Raw genomic sequence first — 18019 nt, 5'->3', positions numbered from 1 at the left:
CATATAATATATATATGGAGGGCTTTTTTATGGGACAACGTTATATGCGGCAAAAAGTCAAAACCGTCTGTTCATTTTTACTTATTTTAATTCTGCTTCCCTATGTGGTCGCGGTTTTTGTAAACGGCGCGGATATGGAAGTAAACGGGAAAAATGGCGGTGCTTATGTGCAGGTAAAGAAAACATCGGAGGATGGAAGTGATCAGGTGATCAAGGTGCCCTGGGATGAATATTTTCTGGGCATGCTTGCAAAAGAAATGCCCGGAAATTATGAAGAAGAAGCGCTGAAAGCACAGGCAGTTCTGATCCGTACCAACCTCTACCAAACGTTGGACAGCAGTGAGGATAAGCTGCTGGAGGACAATTACCTGGATACAAAATCTCTGGAAAAAAAGTGGAGTGCCAAGGAATTTGAAACTTATTACAAAAAATTAAAAAAGGCAATGGATGAGACCGAAAATCAGGTGTTATACTATAATGACACGTATGCATTGGTGCCGTTCCACCAGGCCAGCAATGGTAAAACGAGAAGCGGCCAGGAAGTTCTGGGAAATGAAGACTGCCCCTATCTGGCGGTAAAAGAATGTCCAAAGGATAAAGAAGCCGAGGACGAGATGCATGTTTACAACATGGAATACAAGGAAATACAGGCCAAGTGCCAGCCGTTTCTAGTGGCCGTGGATAAAGAAAATGCAGAAAAAACCTACAGTTTCTCTGACTTTGAGATACAAGCCTATGATTCTGCGGGATATGTATCACAGATGAGGATTGGTGATACGGTCTGCAGCGGCGAACAGTTCCGGGAGGCCCTGTCACTGGCGTCCAGTGCGTTTTCTCTGCAGGAAGCGGACGGGGGCCTTCGGATTACGACTATGGGAAAAGGGCACGGCCTGGGGATGAGCCAGTGGATGTCACTGGCGTCCAGTGCGTTTTCTCTGCAGGAAGAGGACGGGGGCCTTCGGATTACGACTATGGGAAAAGGGCACGGCTTGTTGATCAAGCAGTGGACGGCAAACGAGATGGCAAAAGAGGGAAAAAGCTGCGAAGAAATTCTGCAAAATTTTTTTGAAGGAACAAATCTGACAGATGGCGGAGAAATATTTACAAAAATAGAATAAGGCGTCATTTTTCTGGCAAAAATATAGCCAGAGGTGATGAATATGAATAAGAATGAAAAGCCATCTTTATTAAAAGGAAAGGGCGCAGCAGTCGGAATCGTGATCTGCTTTGTTGCTGTCATTGTAATGGTTGGAGCATATACATTCAACAATTATAATAAAAAATTAAACCAGCAGCTGGCTAAAGCCGAGGAACAGACTGAACAGCTAACAAAAGAAAAGAGCGAGGCAACGACAACTAATGATATTGTCCTGCCGGAAGCAGAAGGTAATACATCAACAGAAAATGACACCGAAGAGAATGAAAGCGCACAGGACAATTCCGCAGGAAATGCGGAGACAGCAGGAAATACCGCGCAAGTATATTTCAGCGAGGAGAGCCTGCTCACATGGCCGGCAAGCGGCGCAGTACTGATTAACTACAGTATGGACAAAACGGTATACTTTTCAACATTGGAACAGTATAAGTACAATCCGGCACTGATTATTGGCGGCCAGGTTGGAGAAATGATCGGTGCATCCGCACCGGGCGTTGTTACTAATGTAGAACAGTCCGCCCAGACAGGTACTACAGTTACCCTGGATATGGGAAATGGATACAGCGCAGTATACGGGCAGCTCAAAGAAGTGCCGGTAGAGGTCGGAGATTATGTAGATGCTGGCCAGACAGTCGGATATCTGAGCGAACCAACAAAATATTATAGCGTGGAAGGGCCGAACCTTTATTTCGAGGTGCTCAAAGATGGGGCTCCTGTGAATCCTATGGACTTTATGGAGTCTTAAAGGGACGCCTGCCCGGCGCATGGAGCAGCATATTGCGGCAATGAATTTTTAGACACGCTCTAGCGCTGGCGCTTTGTGAAAGAAACACTAACAACAAAACAGGAGAATCTTATGGCTACAGGCGGATTCACTGAGAAAGCTTGATGCTTTCTCAGTTCAGCCGCCTCAAATTTTGATTTTGAAAATCAAGATTTGGCCATAAGATTCTCCTGTTTTGCTGTAAGTGTTTCTAATCACACGCTGGATGCGCAGGAAAACACCAGATGTCTTCCCGGCGGGTGGCTGTTCCATGCGCCGGGCAGGCTGGGTGCATCCGGACGGAAGGCGGAAGAGGCGGATGGGAGACGCGGACAATAAAGATTAAAGATTTTATAGGGGGGCTGTGGGAATTTGGTTATCTGGTTATAAATAAACTTTTTTAGTTATCCACAAAATTTCTTGTTGGGGTGGAAAATTGCTGGAGTTATCCACAGTGGGGGAGTTTTTTTTGATCAGAATGTGGATATGTGGTATAGTGATAGGTATGGAAAGGTGTGTTTGCTGGATGAATTATACATATATTTTGAGGTGCAGGGACGGGAGTTTGTATACGGGGTGGACGAATGACCTGGAGAAACGGGTGAGTGACCATAATGCGGGGAAGGGAGCTAAGTATACACGGGCACGCAGGCCTGTGGAGCTGGCTTATTTTGAGGCTTTTGAAACGAAGGAGGAGGCTATGCGGCGGGAGTATGCTATTAAGCTGCTGCCGCGCAGGAAGAAGCTGGAGCTGCTTGGCGGCAGAGGACTGGCCTGTGGAAATGGGGCGGCTAGATCCTTAAAGGCTTATAAGTGATTTTTAGTATTTGAATCTAAAAAAGAAACAATTGTTTGTATTCCGGGTACAAGAACGTCTGCTGCTCTCCTTGATATAATAGGTGTAACAAATATCAGGAGGAAAATCATGGAGATAGCAATTATTTTTTTAGGGTTGATTCTACTTATTTTTTTGGTGTTCAAGGGGGTTTCCATTTATATTGCAACGCCCATATGTGCCATACTCGTTGCAATTTTGAGTGGAGTTGATTTTTTTCAGGCGTACATGACAACCTATATGGAAGGTATGGTTGGGTTTGCAAAAACGTATCTGCCGATGTTTATGCTGGGGGCAATCTTCGGCAAAGTAATGGAGGATTCAGGGGCATCAAAGTCTATTGCACTTTTCATTGTCGGGAAGCTTGGAAAAGGGAAAGCATTGCTTTCTATCGTGCTTGCCGGGGCAGTTCTGACTTATGGCGGAGTTTCTATGTTTGTTGCTTCTTTTGCCTTGTATCCGCTGGCACTGGCTATTTTTCGGGAGGCAAATATCTCCAGGCGTCTAATACCGGCAACAATACAGGCCGGGACGTTTACATTTACGATGGTGGCGCTTCCCGGATCACCCGCAATCCAGAATATTATTCCGACCAACTATTTTGGCACAACTGCGATGGCGGCGCCTGTACTGGGAATTATTGCAGCAGTCATGATGTTCGCATTATCTATGCTGTGGCTGGGACATGCCAAAAAACGATATGAGAAGAAGGGATTATTCTTTGATGAACAGCCGGGGAAAGAGCTGCCTTCTGAAAATGCAGAGGATTTACCCCATCCTCTTATTTCTCTGATACCGCTTATAACAGTACTTGTCAGTTATAATGTATTACCTGCAATTTTACCGGTGGGTGACTTTGTAAAGGCAAATATGATTATTCCGGCGTTGCTGCTCGGTAATATTGTTGGAATTTTATTAAATCTAAAGTATCTCCATCCGCTGAAAACACTGAACGATGGTGCAACAAACTCGATTATACCTACATTGAATACAAGTGCAATCGTTGGTTTTGGTGCGGTAATCAAAGCTGTCCCAGCCTTTGCAGCGCTTACAGATGCTATCTTTTCTGTGAATATAAGCAATCCACTGATTGCGGAGGCAATTGCTATCTATGTGATAACAGCGGCCACAGGGTCATCCTCCGGTGGATTAACCATAGCAATGGATGCCATGAGCAGTAAGTTTATCGATTTGTCCCAGTCAACGGGAATATCGCTTCAGACTTTCCATCGTGTTGCGGCAGTATCATCGGCTGCATTTGACAGCCTTCCCCATAATGGCGGTGTGCTGGTACTGTTGGATCTGTCCGGATATGGATACAAACAGATTTATTTTGATATGTTTATGGTTACCGTTATCATACCGCTGCTTACCTCTTTTGCCATGGTATTTCTTGGCGGACTTGGTGTTGTGTAACGGCAGTTTTGTTAGCAATAAAAAGTATGTAACTGTCCAGAACCATGAACAGATACAAAAGTATACATAATAAGTGCGTTTCTGCAGGGGATAATGATAAAGTCCTGCAGGAGCGTGCTTTTGTTCATAACAGAGAGTATAAGAAACTGTCTGTTCATGGTTCGGATATCTGTTAAATAAGTAAATACACCTAAAAGATAATTGTTTTTTAAGTAAGGGAGAGAGGATATGTTAGATAAGATACTTGCTGAGCGGTTCATCGACAAGATTTCCGAATTTACGGAATATAATGTAAACATTATGAACGAAAAGGGGATTATTATTGCCAGCAAGGACAAAGAAAGGATTGGAGGATTCCACGAAATTGCTTATAAGATCATAAATGGTGAGGATGATGAGATTATAACAGAGCATGAAGAGCATAATTATCTGGGGGTAAAATATGGTATCAATATGGCCATTTTTTATCATCATAAGAAGATTGGCGTAATTGGAATGACAGGAAATCCTGATGAGGTTGCTCCCATACTGAAGATTATGAGAATGTCTGTGGAAACCATGCTGGAATATGAGTTATATAAAGAAGATATACAGCACCGGAAGAATCTGAAGGAGCAGTTTCTGAATTTAATTCTCTATGGTGAAGATACAGATCTGTATTCTTTAAAATATTATGCCTCCCAGCTTGGGTACTCGGAAACAGCCGTCAGAATCCCCATACTGATTACAACAGAAGGAAATGTGGATACCTCGGAACTCCTTCGGAAAATCAAAGAGGGCAGTCTGCATACTTATGAAGATATTTCTGCGGTGACAAGGGAAAAGCAAATTATTATATTTAAATGTTTTGACAAAGGCAAGATTCTTCAGGGGACATATAAGTATGTAATAGGGGAATATTTGGGTAACTTTCTTGGCTTCTTGCTGGACCGTGATATTGAGTGCCATTTTTATATCGGAACATTCCAGAATGAGCTGGAAGAGTATAGAAAAGCATATCAACAATGCTGTTGGCTCCGGGATCATGTAAAGGCAAAAAGCAGAGGCGTATATTTCTATGATTATGCCGGCGAATACATACATTCCCTTGTCCCGTTTATGGAACTGCATCAGATATATCATGTGTTTGAGGAGCTGCTTGATGAGAAAAATCAGGATGATATAGTAGAGCTTGTTGACGCCCTTGAGCGTAATAATTATAATCTGGTAGACAGCAGCAAGGAATTATTTATTCACAAGAATACCCTTGTATTCCGGTTAAATAAGCTAAAAGTAATCTTCTCCATAAATCCTTTACAAAAATCGAATGAAAAAGAATTTTTAAAGTATATGTGTGCGTATTTTAAGAGAAAAAGAAACGGTTTCTAGGAAAAAACAGCGAAAGTCCCATAAAGGACCTACGCTGTTTTTTAATAATAGGAAAGTGCTTTCTCCTGATGTACTAGTACCTCGAAAAATAGTTAACTTGCTGCCGACGTACTAGGGGGTGACGGGACCGAATTCTTCAAATTTCTTTTTAAGATATAGAAGACGCCCAAAGTCTGCTGCAGGGGGAAGTGTATCCGCTACGGACATAATCATATGATCGCCCTTTCCAATTGCACGCAGTGTTTCATCCACAATAGCATAGAATTCCTGGTCAGTTGTGTTGGCTGTTAAAAGGGCAGTGGAAGGAACGCCGCCCCAAATTGTAATCTTGTCCTGAAATACATCGCGGGTTTCCTGTAAGGAGATATTGGTCAAAGGTTTCGGGCAGATTGAATCGGCTATATCGAACCCGGCACGGACATACTTGTCGAGAAGCATTGTATTTTCCCCATCAGTATGTGTTGCAACAAACTTGTCCAGGATGTGTGCTTTGTCGCTCTGCTTTTTTAAGGATGGAACCACGTAGTCTTCTATGAGATCCGGTGTTGTAAAATTAAAATCATAGTTAGCCCCGGACAGAACAACCTCGGCAGGGCTGTTGACTGCCGCATCAAATAATTTGTCACAGAATGGAGTCATGCGGGATACAAGATGGTCCATTGCCTCTTTATCATCGAATCTGGCCAGATAGAAATCTTCAAATCCCATAAGCTCTTTGATTAAATAATGTCCGGCAGAAGCCCACATTGCAGCGAGTGCCACTGCTACACCGCGTTCGCCCACATATTCTCTCTGATATTGTGAAAAAGCTTCATAATTGGGGATTACTTCTGCATTTTCAAAAATATAAGCCAGTGCGTCATAATCTTCGATTTCTTTCAATGCGTGTTCTTTATGAGCATATAGAGTAATTCCTTCCCGGAGCATCTCCTTGGTATAAACAACTTTAGTCCGGATAATGCCCTTGGGGGTATCGTAAGTAACAGTTAATTCACCGTTATCTTTCCGTTCATGGGTAATTCCTACGTTGTGGAATCTGACAATCCAGGGAGAAAGCTCCAGATCATAAATCCCCAGGCCTACGTGGAGGTCTTTAACCCCGCCTTTGCGCCAGCCTTTGAAGTTGGGGACAATAGAATGAAATCCAACGCCCAGGTCATCGGCAAATTCCCGGAGATTGGCATGCTTATACTTATCAGGTAATGTGTTTGTTTCTTCGTGAGCGTAGAACCAGTTATCCAGACGCGGGACAAAGGGCAGGGCATCTGTAGGCTCACCGCGCAGAGTGGCTAGAATTCTTTCTTTTACAGTCATTTTGTTTTCCTCCTAAAATAGATCTTTATGAACAAATTAAGTATAGCAGGGGGAAGGTAAAATCACATTGTGGCAGAAAGACAAAAAAGAGGGGGAAAATAGTGCTGCAAAACTGAATTTATCGCGGCCGTCACCTTCTCCGGGGGGCACAGGCTCTCATCACATATAGCCGCAAAGCGGCATAATACAAAGTGTGCAGATCCCTCAGTAATGAGGGGCCTGCACACTTGATTTAAAACTAAATAATACCTTATATTTTAGTAATTCTCAGCTTTTCTTTCGAAGTATGCACGTGGATGTGCACATACCGGGCATACTTCCGGAGCCTCGTCGCCCTGGTAGATATAACCGCAGTTTCCGCATTTCCAGCCAAGTGGTGCTTCGTCTTTAAAGGTCTGCCCTGCACGGAAATGGTCGAGAAGTCTCTGATAACGTTTCTCATGTGCAGCCTCTACTTCGGCAACGCCTCTGAATTTGGCTGCCAGTTCTGTGAATCCTTCTTCCTCAGCTTCCTTTGCCATGCGGGCATACATATCTGTCCATTCGAAGTTCTCGCCTGCTGCAGCATCTTCCAGATTGGCTTCTACATCCCCGATTCCGTGGAATTCTTTAAACCACATTTTTGCGTGCTCTTTTTCCTGGTCTGCTGTCTCTAAGAAAATATTGGACATCTGTACATAGCCGGCTTTTCTTGCTGCAGATGCATAGTATGTATATTTGTTGCGTGCCTGTGACTCACCTGAAAATGCTTCCATAAGATTCTTCTCTGTTTTTGTTCCTGCGTACTTTGACATAGTAAATCCTCCTTGTTTTTTCTAATATTTATATTATAACATGCTGTGTTTCTGATTCAATGAAATAAAAATAAAAAATGGATAAATATCCCATTCCGGTAAGAGTAAATTACCTGCATAAGGAGAGGTAGTTCCTATGCAGGCATTTACGTTTTACCGCGGGGCTTGCGGCCCCCGTGTGTATAAATTGGGTGCTTATATGAATGTTGGAGTAAAATGTATATCTAACGGGTATGTGATTAACCGAAGTATCTCTTTAACAGGCCTTCGAAAGCTTTTCCGTGACGAGCCTCGTCTCTTGCCATCTCATGAACTGTGTCGTGGATTGCATCCAGGTTCGCAGCTTTTGCACGTTTAGCAAGGTCAAACTTACCAGCTGTAGCGCCGTTCTCTGCGTCAACTCTCATCTCCAGGTTCTTCTTTGTGCTGTCGGTAACAACTTCGCCTAATAACTCAGCAAACTTAGAAGCGTGCTCTGCTTCTTCGTAAGCAGCTTTTTCCCAGTACAGTCCGATCTCTGGATAACCTTCTCTGTGGGCAACTCTTGCCATTGCAAGGTACATACCTACTTCTGAGCATTCTCCCTCGAAGTTTGCTCTTAAATCAGCGATGATGTCTTCGCTGACACCCTGCGCTACGCCTACAACGTGCTCTGCAGCCCATTCTCTTTCACCTGTCTGCTCTTTGAATTTATCAGCCGGTGCTTTACAGATCGGACATTCTGCCGGTGCTGCGTCTCCCTCGTGAACATAACCACATACTGTACATACAAATTTTTTCATAATAAAAATCTCCTTTTCTTTTTAATATTTTATAAGTATAGTTGCTTCCGGAGGTTTTATGCCTGCCGGTAATTTATTTTTAATATAGGAAGCAGATTACACTTCCTATATTAATCACTTGTGTATATTCAGTGAACTTTCTGTGTTCCTGATTACGGCTTGTGTATGCAGTCTCCACATTTACCGTAGAAAATTGTGGTGCTGGATTCTATCATGCCGTCAAAGTTCTCGGCAGCTGCCTTGTTGACCTCTTCGATATTCTTCATATCCAGGTCGAGATCCAGAACCCTTCTGCAGCTTGTGCAGAAAAAATGATTGTGCGGCATGACATTACCATCAAATCTGTCACCGCCGTCTGGTGTGGGAATCTTGATCGCTTCGCCAATATCAGTCAGCAAATTCAGATTCCGGTATACGGTACCCAGGCTGATGTTGGGGAATTCTTCCTTTACATGCAGGTAGACCGTATCGGCAGTGGGGTGATCCTTCGTCATCATCAGATACCGCTTGATGGATTCACGTTGCCGACTATACTTCAGAGCTGCCAATATAGACCTCCTTTCAATCTGTATATTAATAATAGTAATTGTTACTGTGATTAAAATATAATACATTTTCCTAAAAATGTCAACAGTATTTTGTAAATTAATAAAAAAAGTTTTTCAGCAGCGTATAGAAATGATTTCCTGTATCCTAAAAATTCTGTTAAACATTATAATAGAAGGAATAGAGCCGATAAAATGTTACAAAATAGTTAACGGATATAAAAAAATAATATTGCAAAATAACAGAATTTTAGGACTTATGTCGAAGTGTGTAAATTGAAAATAGGGTAAAAACGGTTGACACAATGCTAAGGGGTTGCTATAATAGCATCGTAACAAATTTAACAATTGTGTAACATTTAGAACTTCCTACAAAAGATAAAGACACTTACAAGGAGGTTTTATATGAAAGCAATACGTATGAAGCAGAAATTGATTCTTTCTGCTTTAGCAGGAGCGATTTTGGTTCCGGGGAGTGCAATCACGGTCCGAGCGGCAGACAATTCTACTGAGAATACGCCGGTCATACCAGTTGCAGGAATCGAATCGGCAGTAAAAGAATGTTACCAGTCAGAGGTCAAAGAAAACATCGACCTGTATCTGGTACCTAATAACGAGGGTGAGTATTTGAATATGGCATTTTCTAATGTGAGTGATTATGCTTACATTAGAAATGCCCCAGATGAAGCAAGTGACTGGGTCGGCAAGCTGTACAGCGATTCGTCGGCAGAAGTACTTGAATATAATGGAGACTGGACAAGGATACGGTCCGGTTCCGTAGAAGGTTATGTACCCGCAGAGTGCCTGTATACAGGCAAAGCAGCCCAGGAAAATGCAGGAAATTACGAACAGCAGCATGCAACGGTAACAGCAGACGTGCTGAACGTAAGAGACGGACAGAGTACGGAGGCCAATATTCTGACGAGGATTCTGGCCGGCCAGCAGTACGAGGTGACCGGCGAAGCAGTAAACGGCTGGTATCCGGTCTATGTCAACGGTACGTCAGGCTGGGTATGCGGTGACTATGTAAGCGTAGAGAAGCAGTACAGCTATGCGGAGTCAAAAGATGAAGAAAACGAACGCATAGCCGCTGAAGAGGCGGCAAAGCAGCAGGAAGTCCAGGAGGCGGCTGCAATGCAGGTTCAGGCGTCAAGTGGACAGGCCGTTATTGATTATGCCTGCCAGTTCATCGGCAACCCCTATGTATGGGGCGGCACGAGCCTGACAGAAGGCGCTGACTGTTCCGGGTTTGTACAATCCGTATATGCACATTTTGGAGTCAGCCTTCCGCGTACGACGTGGGATATGGAGTCCGTCGGAACACCGGTCAGCTTAGAAGAAGCGATCCCGGGAGATATCGTATTATATGACGGGCACGTGGGATTATATATGGGTGACGGCAATATCGTCAATGCAATGAATGAAGCCGACGGCATTGGAATCTGCAGTGCTACCTACACACCGATCATTACAATACGAAGGGTAATATAAAAAGTATTAAATTTAAAGATTTGACAAAAAAAACTACACTTCAAAAAAAACTGCATTTGAAGTGTAGTTTTTTGTTAGACATCTTGACACAGGATATCTAAAAAACGCGAATAATGTGATAAATGTGAAAAGGATGGCATATACAAAATGCACAAAAATGTAAAAACATGTCGAAACTTTGGGAAAGGTAGTTTTCAACTTATCCACACTCAAAACTCAAAAAAACGTGGAAAAATCTAGTTTTTATAAAAGTTATACACATTATCCACATAAAAACATGTGTTTTTGGTGGATTACTTTTATAAAAAAAAGAACGAACGTTTTGTTAAGTTATGATGAATTTAATTTTTTGTCGAAAAAAATCAGCAAAATGATTGACTTTTGAGTAGTCAAAAATTGAAAATAATTGTTCGAACAATTCAGAAAATAGACCGGAAGTGTGTCGGTGTTTTATAAGGATTTTACATTTTAGGCGGTTGATTATTATAAAAATTGGGATTATAATAAAAAGCACTGAATAATAAAGGAGGAAATAGAAATGGGACAGATTTCTAAAAGTACCACAATAGGTGAATTATTAAATATTTACCCGGATGCAGCCCCTATTTTAATGGAGATAGGAATGCACTGCCTTGGATGCCCGTCAGCACAGATGGAATCTCTGGAAGAGGCTGCAATGGTACATGGCATTGATTCTGATCTGCTTGTGGAAAAGATTAACGCTTCCATGAAAGCAAACGGTTAATAAAAAAGGGCCATGTGCGGAAGATTCTGCATAAAAAACCCCTGCAGGGATCAATAGAAACCTGCAGGGGCTTTTTTATATAATAGCAAAGTGACAGGCACTTCCTATTATATAAAACCCTCTGGGGGATGTACACGTTGCCCCAGGGCATATAATCAGATTACGGCCAGATTCTGTACTGCATCTGCAGATACCATAATATCGCAGTGCTCTTCCAGAAATGCAAGCGCAGCGCCGGATGCCTTTTCGATCGTACCATATTCGGAAAGCATATTGCATATCTTGTTGAATTCATTATTTGAATGGTCTGATTGAGTCAGCGCAAGTATATAAGATGAATTCTCCGTGTCATGGTACAGCGTATTAGAACCATGGTATACAGGTTCAAGAAGATGGGCAACCTGGATTACCCGGTCCATACTGTCGAAAGAAAACAGGCGAACATTGAAAAGTGCTGGCGCGTCCGGTACGGTCGCCGCATTGCCTGTTTCGGACGCGGCTTCTTTTACCTTATTCAGCAGATTTAGAAATTCTTCCGCCCCTTCCAATTTTTCCAAGGCTTCAGCGGTGCTGGTCATACCAGCCTCGCCAAACGGAGTGAACTTGGAAAATCTTGTGTCTAATTCCTCCGGGTCCTCTACTTTTGTAATGATCAATACGATAGAGTCCGCAGAAGCAGGTATAGCTTCTATCATCAAAGGGATGTCTTCTGCCTCAAAGCCAAAGTCGAAAGACGCCTGCTGCATCATGTCTCTGAATAAAGACTTTGCTTTTTCCGTGCCGTAGGCCAGCTCGCTCAGCTTGAGATGCCTGGCTGCCAGGTCGGCGTGTGTCAGGGTACAGCGAATCTGATTGTCATTCAGTTTTTCGATCTTCATATTATCACATCCTTACGATTGGGATTTTAAAAAAAATATATCTTCTCACTATTAGTATAAACAAAATTAAAAAATATGTAAAGAAAAACTGTAAAGAGTTTATAGAGAGTTTATACTACTTTGGTACCATGCCCGCCGCAGGAACATTCGGACGGCATATTTTCCAGTTATCAACAAATGTGGAAGGCTTATAAACAATAAACACATTGAAATAGCCGGACACGCTCTCTATAATGGCAGTTACAGAAGATAGTATTCCAGGATAAATATATGTCTATACGAAAGGAGGTACAGAATTTCATTCGGATTTTTGAATTCATAAAGGAAATCCTATCTAAATATATTTCCGGACATCTTTACTCATGCATCTTTTCATGATCACAGGAAGGCCGTGGAATATATTTCAGGAAAATCACATGTCCCATTCAGGGACGCAATCATCAGATATTCTTAAAGAGGAGGGAACTGCGGGTTCATACTATCTTCCATGCTGCACCAGTCCGGCGGTACGTCACGAGGCCTTCGGTATGAAAGAAGCAGGCAGCGGCTGTTATTTATCCGAATCCGCAGGGAAAGGAGTGAGCCATGGAAATTGGTGACACAGCTCATTTATACAGAGATTTATACACAGAGCTGGAGAATTATGAAAAGCACGGTGTGAATATGCTCATGGACGGCTGTCAGGCCAGCCCGCTGCAGATTGTGACAGCGCATATGATCCGTGAGGAAGGGTGCTATATGCGGGATTACGTTCTGGATCCCAAAGGATACATAGAATCACTCGCTTTTGTAAATATTAATGGAAGCAATTAGGCAGAGAATCCCCTCATTCTGCCGGACAGCCGGCAATACAGGCTGCCGCGGGCATACGTCTAAAAACTTTGTAAAAAGACAAAATACTAATGACGTATGAAAAAAATATGGTATAATAAGGTCTGATAGGAGGTGCGGCATGGACGAAAGAGAAAGAAGAGCTGAGTATGCCCGAAGGCGCAGCCAGCAGAATGCACAGAGAAGACGCCCAGCCAGCAGTGACCAGAGACCGGGGAGTTCAAGACCAGTGAGTACGGGGCCGAATGGCCAGGGACCAAGGAGAAAGAGCAGCCGGGCAAGGAGAAGAAGACGCAATCTCATCATAAGGATGATTCTTTTAGTTGTTCTGGTTATTATAGCATTAGGCGGATTCGTATTCTGGAAAAAATACGGCTCATCAAAAGAGAAGGCTGATTTGAAACAATATTATGGGATACAGAATAACGATGATCTTGCGGTGGTAGTGGATGACCAGATCATGGGCGCCCGGGATGCAGGAACGCAGGAGAGCAGTTCTGCAGGCGGAAAGTTTTACGATGGCATACCCTATGTGGAGTATTCCGTGGTCCGTAATTATATCAATGAAAGATTTTACTGGGATTCTAATGAGAATATCCTGCTCTATACCCTTCCGAACGGCAGCGTATCTGTAAGCGTCGGCAGCAAAGAGTACACCGATATTAAGGAAAAGAAAAGTGAAGACTATGTAATTCTGAAGACAGAAGGTAAGACTGCATATATTGCACTTGCATTTATACAGCAGTATACCAATATGGAATATAAAGTATATGAGAACCCTGACAGGGCGGTTATCGACTGCAATTGGGGAGAACAAAGCGTATCCGAGCTGAAAAGGGACACTCAGGTCAGATACCAGGGCGGTGTAAAGAGCCCGATTCTGACAGAGGTGAAAAAGTCAGAACAGCTCAGGATACTGGAAGATGAGAATGACTGGATGAAGGTCCGTACCAGCGATGGGTTCATTGGTTATGTCAAGACAAGTTCGCTGAAGAAGATCACAAAAGAGACCCGGTCCAGGGAGTTCCAGGAGCCGGATTATACGAATATTTCTACCGGTTATACAATTAATATGGCCTGGCACAATGTGGAGAATGACACGGCGAACAGCTATGTGCTGGAGACAATTGCCAATACCAAGGGTTTGACAACGATTGCACCGACCTGGTTCAACATAAGCGACACGGACGGGAATATCTCGTCTCTGGCTAATTCTGAGTACGTGAACTATGCGCATCAGTCAAATCTCGATGTGTGGGCTGTGCTGAGAGATTTTCATGGAGGTATAAGCTCTTACGATGAGACCTATGCAGTCTTAAGCTATACCTCAAAGAGAGAGAACCTGATCAACCAGGTAATCGGAGCTGCGCTGCAGTCAGGCATTGACGGCATCAATCTGGACTTTGAGCTTATATCCGCTGAATGCGGAGAGCATTACATTCAGTTTGTACGCGAGATGTCCGTTAAATGCAGGCAGAACGGCCTTGTATTTTCCGTGGATAATTATGTCCCCATGCCGTATAACGAGCACTATAACCTGAAGGAACAGGCGGTTATGGCGGATTATATTATTATTATGGGTTATGACGAGCACACGGAGGGATCCTATGAAGCAGGCCCTGTGGCATCTTACAATTATGTGAAGGACGGAATAGAAAACGCACTCAAAGTTGTTCCGAATACAAAACTAGTCAATGCAATTCCATTTTACACAAGGCTGTGGCTGGAGACTCCTAAGACAACGGCAGAACTGGAGGAGGAAGCAGGCACAGAGGCGGCGCAGTATCCGAACAAAGTGACGAGTACGGCCATGGGCATGGACGAGGCAAATCAGACATTACAGTCGGCAGGCGTTCAGGCCGAATGGGATGATAAGACGAAGCAGAATTATGCACAGTGGGATACCGATGGCGGAACTTATAAGATTTGGCTTGAGGACAACCAGTCCATTGAGGAGAAGCTGAAGCTGATCAAGAGCAATAATCTGGCCGGAGTGGCTGAGTGGCGGCTCGGCTGGGAGAATTCAGGTATTTGGGATCTGATCCTGCAATATGTAAACTAGTACATCTTACGACGTACCGGAGTGTGCGTGATGATACGACGCACTCCAGAAATATGAAAGAAACATCCTTTTTCTGCATATACTTAGGAATAGTATATGAGAAAGGGGATGTTTTTTTGCGCCGTAAAATAGGAATACTGGGACTGATCGTGCTGCTTTTGTGTGCAGTAATAGGGAGTCAGAAGGCAGGAGAATTCCTGTACAAGAATTATATGGGAAGCGAGGGCAAAGCGACTGCGGCAGCGGCTAAAAAGGGTGATAAGCCGTTGATTGTCATAGATGCCGGACACGGCGGTTCTGACCCGGGCAAAGTAGGCGTCAATAAAGCACTGGAAAAGGATATTAACCTGGCGATTGCAGGCAAGGTAAAGACACTTTTGGAGAAACAGGGAGTGAAGGTGATCATGACACGTGAGGACGAAAACGGAATTGCTGATTCAAAAGCAGAAGACATGAAGGAACGGGTGGCGATTATCAACCGGGAAAAGCCGGCTCTTGCGGTCAGTATACATCAAAACAGCTATGAAGGAGAAAGTATACATGGCGCCCAGGTATTCTACTACACGCATTCTAAGGGCGGAGAGAAGGCGGCCGGCATCATGCAGGAGGCCCTCCTAGCTGTTGATCCGGACAATAAAAGACAGGCAAAGGCAAATGATACATATTATATGCTGAAAAAGACGGAGGTGCCTGTCATTATTGTAGAATGCGGCTTTCTGAGTAATTATGAGGAGGCGGAAAAACTGGTGGACGGAGCATACCAGGATGCTCTGGCAGAGGCCGTCTGCGCGGGGATTTTTCAATGCCTGAAATAGGACTGCATCTTATTTTGTGAAAGAGAGTTTTTTTTTAGGTTGATTAATGGTATAATGAAGCCTATGAAAACTATAATAAAAAAAGTGGATAAGAATCAGATAGACGAAGACGTGATACAGGAAGCTGGAGAAATACTGAAAAGAGGCGGACTTGTTGCATTTCCCACGGAGACAGTCTATGGACTGGGAGCAAATGCACTGGATGAGGAGGCAGCAAAAAAAACTTATGCAGCAAAAGGGCGTCCGTCAGACAATCCGCTGATCGTGCATATTGCAGATGTGCAGGCACTTGATGAGATCGCGGTGAACATTCCCCCTGTAACAGAGGAACTGGCATTCCATTTCTGGCCGGGGCCTCTGACTATGATTTTTGAAAAAAGCAATATTGTACCAATGGGAACGACCGGCGGCCTTGAGACGGTTGCTGTGCGTATGCCGAGCGACCTGATCGCAAGAGAGCTGATACTTGCAGCAGGAGGGTACGTGTCTGCGCCCAGCGCAAATACGTCCGGCCGTCCGAGTCCCACAACGGCACAGCATGTGGCAGAGGATCTGGACGGTAAGATCGATATGATTTTGGACGGCGGAAGCGTGGATATCGGGCTGGAATCCACCATTCTGGATATGACAGTGACGCCGCCAATGATTCTGCGCCCCGGCGCCATTACGGCAGATATGCTGGAGGAAGTCATCGGTGCGGTCAGCGTAGATGAGACCATACTTGGAAGCGAGAGCACACAGGCGCCCAAAGCTCCGGGAATGAAGTACCGCCATTATGCGCCCAGAGCCAGGCTGATGATCATGGAGGGCACTCTGAGAGAGGAAGTGCTTGCGATCCGGCAGTTGGCCTATGAGGCACACCGCAAAGGGCAAAAGGCCGGGATTATTGCGACCAACGAGACGATGCCCTTTTATACCTATGGACTGGTAAAGAATCTGGGATCACGGGAAAATGAGAAGGCCATTGCAAGGAATCTCTATGCGATTCTCCGGGAATTTGATGAGGAGGATGTCAGCGTAATCTTCAGTGAGTCCTTTGCCGCGCAGGGGATCGGCAAGGCGATCATGAACCGGCTGGAAAAAGCGGCCGGGCATGTGATGCTGCCTGCCGCCGCGATCGTGAAGCAGCAGAAATACAGACGCATCGTATTCTTAAGCAATACCGATACAAGCAGAGGCCCCATGGCAGCGGAACTTCTGCGCTGCCAGGATCTGGAACAGGAGTACGCCATAGATTCCAGGGGGCTCATCGTACTGTTTCCTGAGCCAGCCAATCAGAAAGCCGAGGCAATTATGAAGAGCGGCCAGATGAGTCTGGAAGGCCATTCATCCATTGCTTTCTCTGAGGAGGACCTGCAGGAGGATACGCTGGTTCTGACGATGGAAGAGAACCAGAAGTGGAAGGTTGTTTCCGAGTATGAGAACATAAAAAATGTGTATACTCTAAATGAGTTTGCGGAGGATGACACAGAAATACCAAATCCGTATGGACAACCATTGACGGCGTACGGAGAATGTTATGAAATAATATCGATGTTAATAAAAAAATTAACAAATAAACTTAATGCACTTACTAAAGGAGGAGAATGATGTCAGAAGTACACATTATGGATCATCCATTGATTCAGCACAAAATCAGCTATATCCGCAGGGAAGAGGTGGGAACCAAGGAGTTTCGGGAGGTAGTCGGGGAGATTGCCGGCCTGATGTGCTATGAGGCTACACGGGACCTGAAGCTCCGGGACGTGAAGATTAAGACACCTATCTGTGAGACGATCGGTAAGGAACTGACCGGTAAGAAACTTGCCGTGGTGCCGATTCTGCGCGCAGGCCTTGGGATGGTGGACGGGATGCTCTCTCTGATACCCGCTGCAAAAGTAGGTCATATCGGGCTTTACCGCGATCCGGAGACTTTTGATCCGGTGGAGTATTACTGTAAGCTTCCGGCGGATTGCGATGAAAGGCAGGTCTTTGTCGTTGATCCGATGCTGGCAACGGGCGGCTCCAGTACAGCAGCGATTCAGATGCTGAAGGACAAAGGAGTGAAAAGAATCCGTTTCATGTGTATTATAGCAGCGCCTGAAGGTGTGGAGAGGATGCAGAAGGAACATCCGGATGTGGATCTGTATATCGGCGCGCTGGATGACCATCTGAATGAGCATAAATATATTGTCCCCGGACTGGGGGACGCGGGAGACCGTATTTTCGGAACGAAGTAATAAAT

The 18019-nt window shown here is 44.3% G+C and carries 17 protein-coding genes; 12 read left to right on the top strand and 5 right to left on the bottom strand.

All coding sequences use genetic code 11. From position 1 onward, the window contains the following. The first annotated feature begins 29 nt into the window (after positions 1–29). The 5 genes from BN1938_RS02865 (at position 30) to BN1938_RS02845 (ending at position 5538) form a co-directional block, all read left to right on the top strand. Positions 30–1118, top strand: coding sequence for a SpoIID/LytB domain-containing protein (locus BN1938_RS02865; RefSeq protein WP_050639148.1), 1089 nt, complete (start codon positions 30–32; stop codon positions 1116–1118). 42 nt (positions 1119–1160) lie between these two features. Beyond that, on the top strand, positions 1161–1901 hold the full coding sequence (locus BN1938_RS02860) for a M23 family metallopeptidase (RefSeq protein ID WP_050639147.1): 741 nt from the start codon (positions 1161–1163) through the stop codon (positions 1899–1901). 544 nt (positions 1902–2445) lie between these two features. Next, positions 2446–2736 carry a GIY-YIG nuclease family protein gene (locus tag BN1938_RS02855; RefSeq protein WP_050639240.1) on the top strand — a complete coding sequence of 97 codons (291 nt, stop codon included), beginning with the start codon at positions 2446–2448 and terminating at the stop codon, positions 2734–2736. Between the two features lie 108 nt (positions 2737–2844). After that, complete coding sequence (locus BN1938_RS02850) at positions 2845–4170, top strand: GntP family permease (RefSeq protein ID WP_050639146.1); 1326 nt, start codon at positions 2845–2847, stop codon at positions 4168–4170. Positions 4171–4398: 228 nt separating this feature from the next. Next, positions 4399–5538, top strand: a complete 1140-nt coding sequence (locus tag BN1938_RS02845; RefSeq protein WP_050639145.1) for a CdaR family transcriptional regulator — start codon at positions 4399–4401, stop codon at positions 5536–5538. A gap of 111 nt (positions 5539–5649) precedes the next feature. On the opposite strand, the gene BN1938_RS02840 is transcribed toward BN1938_RS02845, so the two are convergent. From BN1938_RS02840 to BN1938_RS02825, 4 genes are all read right to left on the bottom strand, one after another. Next, the gene (locus BN1938_RS02840) at positions 5650–6852 is read right to left on the bottom strand and encodes a uroporphyrinogen decarboxylase family protein (RefSeq protein ID WP_050639144.1); all 1203 of its coding nucleotides are present in this window, start codon (positions 6850–6852) and stop codon (positions 5650–5652) included. Between the two features lie 257 nt (positions 6853–7109). After that, positions 7110–7646 (bottom strand): rubrerythrin, encoded by a 537-nt coding sequence (gene rbr / locus BN1938_RS02835; protein WP_050639143.1) that lies wholly within the window; start codon positions 7644–7646, stop codon positions 7110–7112. Positions 7647–7885: 239 nt separating this feature from the next. After that, positions 7886–8428, bottom strand: coding sequence for an NADH peroxidase (locus BN1938_RS02830; protein WP_025653785.1), 543 nt, complete (start codon positions 8426–8428; stop codon positions 7886–7888). Positions 8429–8580: 152 nt separating this feature from the next. Next, positions 8581–8976, bottom strand: a complete 396-nt coding sequence (locus BN1938_RS02825) for a Fur family transcriptional regulator (RefSeq protein ID WP_050639142.1) — start codon at positions 8974–8976, stop codon at positions 8581–8583. Between the two features lie 402 nt (positions 8977–9378). On the opposite strand from BN1938_RS02825, the gene BN1938_RS02820 reads away from it, so the two are divergent. Continuing rightward, complete coding sequence (locus tag BN1938_RS02820) at positions 9379–10464, top strand: C40 family peptidase (RefSeq protein ID WP_050639141.1); 1086 nt, start codon at positions 9379–9381, stop codon at positions 10462–10464. A 538-nt stretch (positions 10465–11002) separates the two neighbouring features. Beyond that, the gene (locus BN1938_RS02815) at positions 11003–11209 is read left to right on the top strand and encodes a DUF1858 domain-containing protein (RefSeq protein WP_025653782.1); all 207 of its coding nucleotides are present in this window, start codon (positions 11003–11005) and stop codon (positions 11207–11209) included. 155 nt (positions 11210–11364) lie between these two features. On the opposite strand, the gene BN1938_RS02810 is transcribed toward BN1938_RS02815, so the two are convergent. Then, positions 11365–12087: an adaptor protein MecA gene (locus BN1938_RS02810; protein WP_050639140.1), complete on the bottom strand. Its 723-nt coding sequence runs from the start codon at positions 12085–12087 to the stop codon at positions 11365–11367. A gap of 585 nt (positions 12088–12672) precedes the next feature. On the opposite strand from BN1938_RS02810, the gene BN1938_RS02800 reads away from it, so the two are divergent. From BN1938_RS02800 to upp, 5 genes are all read left to right on the top strand, one after another. Beyond that, a complete protein-coding gene (locus tag BN1938_RS02800; RefSeq protein WP_025653779.1) occupies positions 12673–12900 on the top strand; it encodes a hypothetical protein in 228 nt (75 codons plus the stop codon). Positions 12901–13039: 139 nt separating this feature from the next. Further along, positions 13040–14980, top strand: a complete 1941-nt coding sequence (locus BN1938_RS02795; RefSeq protein WP_050639138.1) for a glycosyl hydrolase family 18 protein — start codon at positions 13040–13042, stop codon at positions 14978–14980. 116 nt (positions 14981–15096) lie between these two features. Next, positions 15097–15795, top strand: a complete 699-nt coding sequence (locus BN1938_RS02790) for an N-acetylmuramoyl-L-alanine amidase family protein (protein ID WP_050639239.1) — start codon at positions 15097–15099, stop codon at positions 15793–15795. A 63-nt stretch (positions 15796–15858) separates the two neighbouring features. Continuing rightward, entirely contained in the window at positions 15859–17385 is a 1527-nt protein-coding gene (locus BN1938_RS02785) for an L-threonylcarbamoyladenylate synthase (protein WP_050639238.1), read from the top strand. After that, a complete protein-coding gene (upp, locus tag BN1938_RS02780; protein WP_050639137.1) occupies positions 17385–18014 on the top strand; it encodes a uracil phosphoribosyltransferase in 630 nt (209 codons plus the stop codon). The genes BN1938_RS02785 and upp overlap by 1 nt, the downstream gene beginning before the upstream one ends. Positions 18015–18019 lie beyond the last annotated feature (5 nt).

It is taken from the genome of Eubacterium sp. SB2 (assembly GCF_001244405.1).
Lineage (GTDB): Bacteria > Bacillota > Clostridia > Lachnospirales > Lachnospiraceae > Faecalicatena > Faecalicatena contortus_B.
The sequence above is the reverse complement of the archived record's forward strand: the minus strand, read 5'-3'. Positions and strand labels throughout refer to the sequence as shown.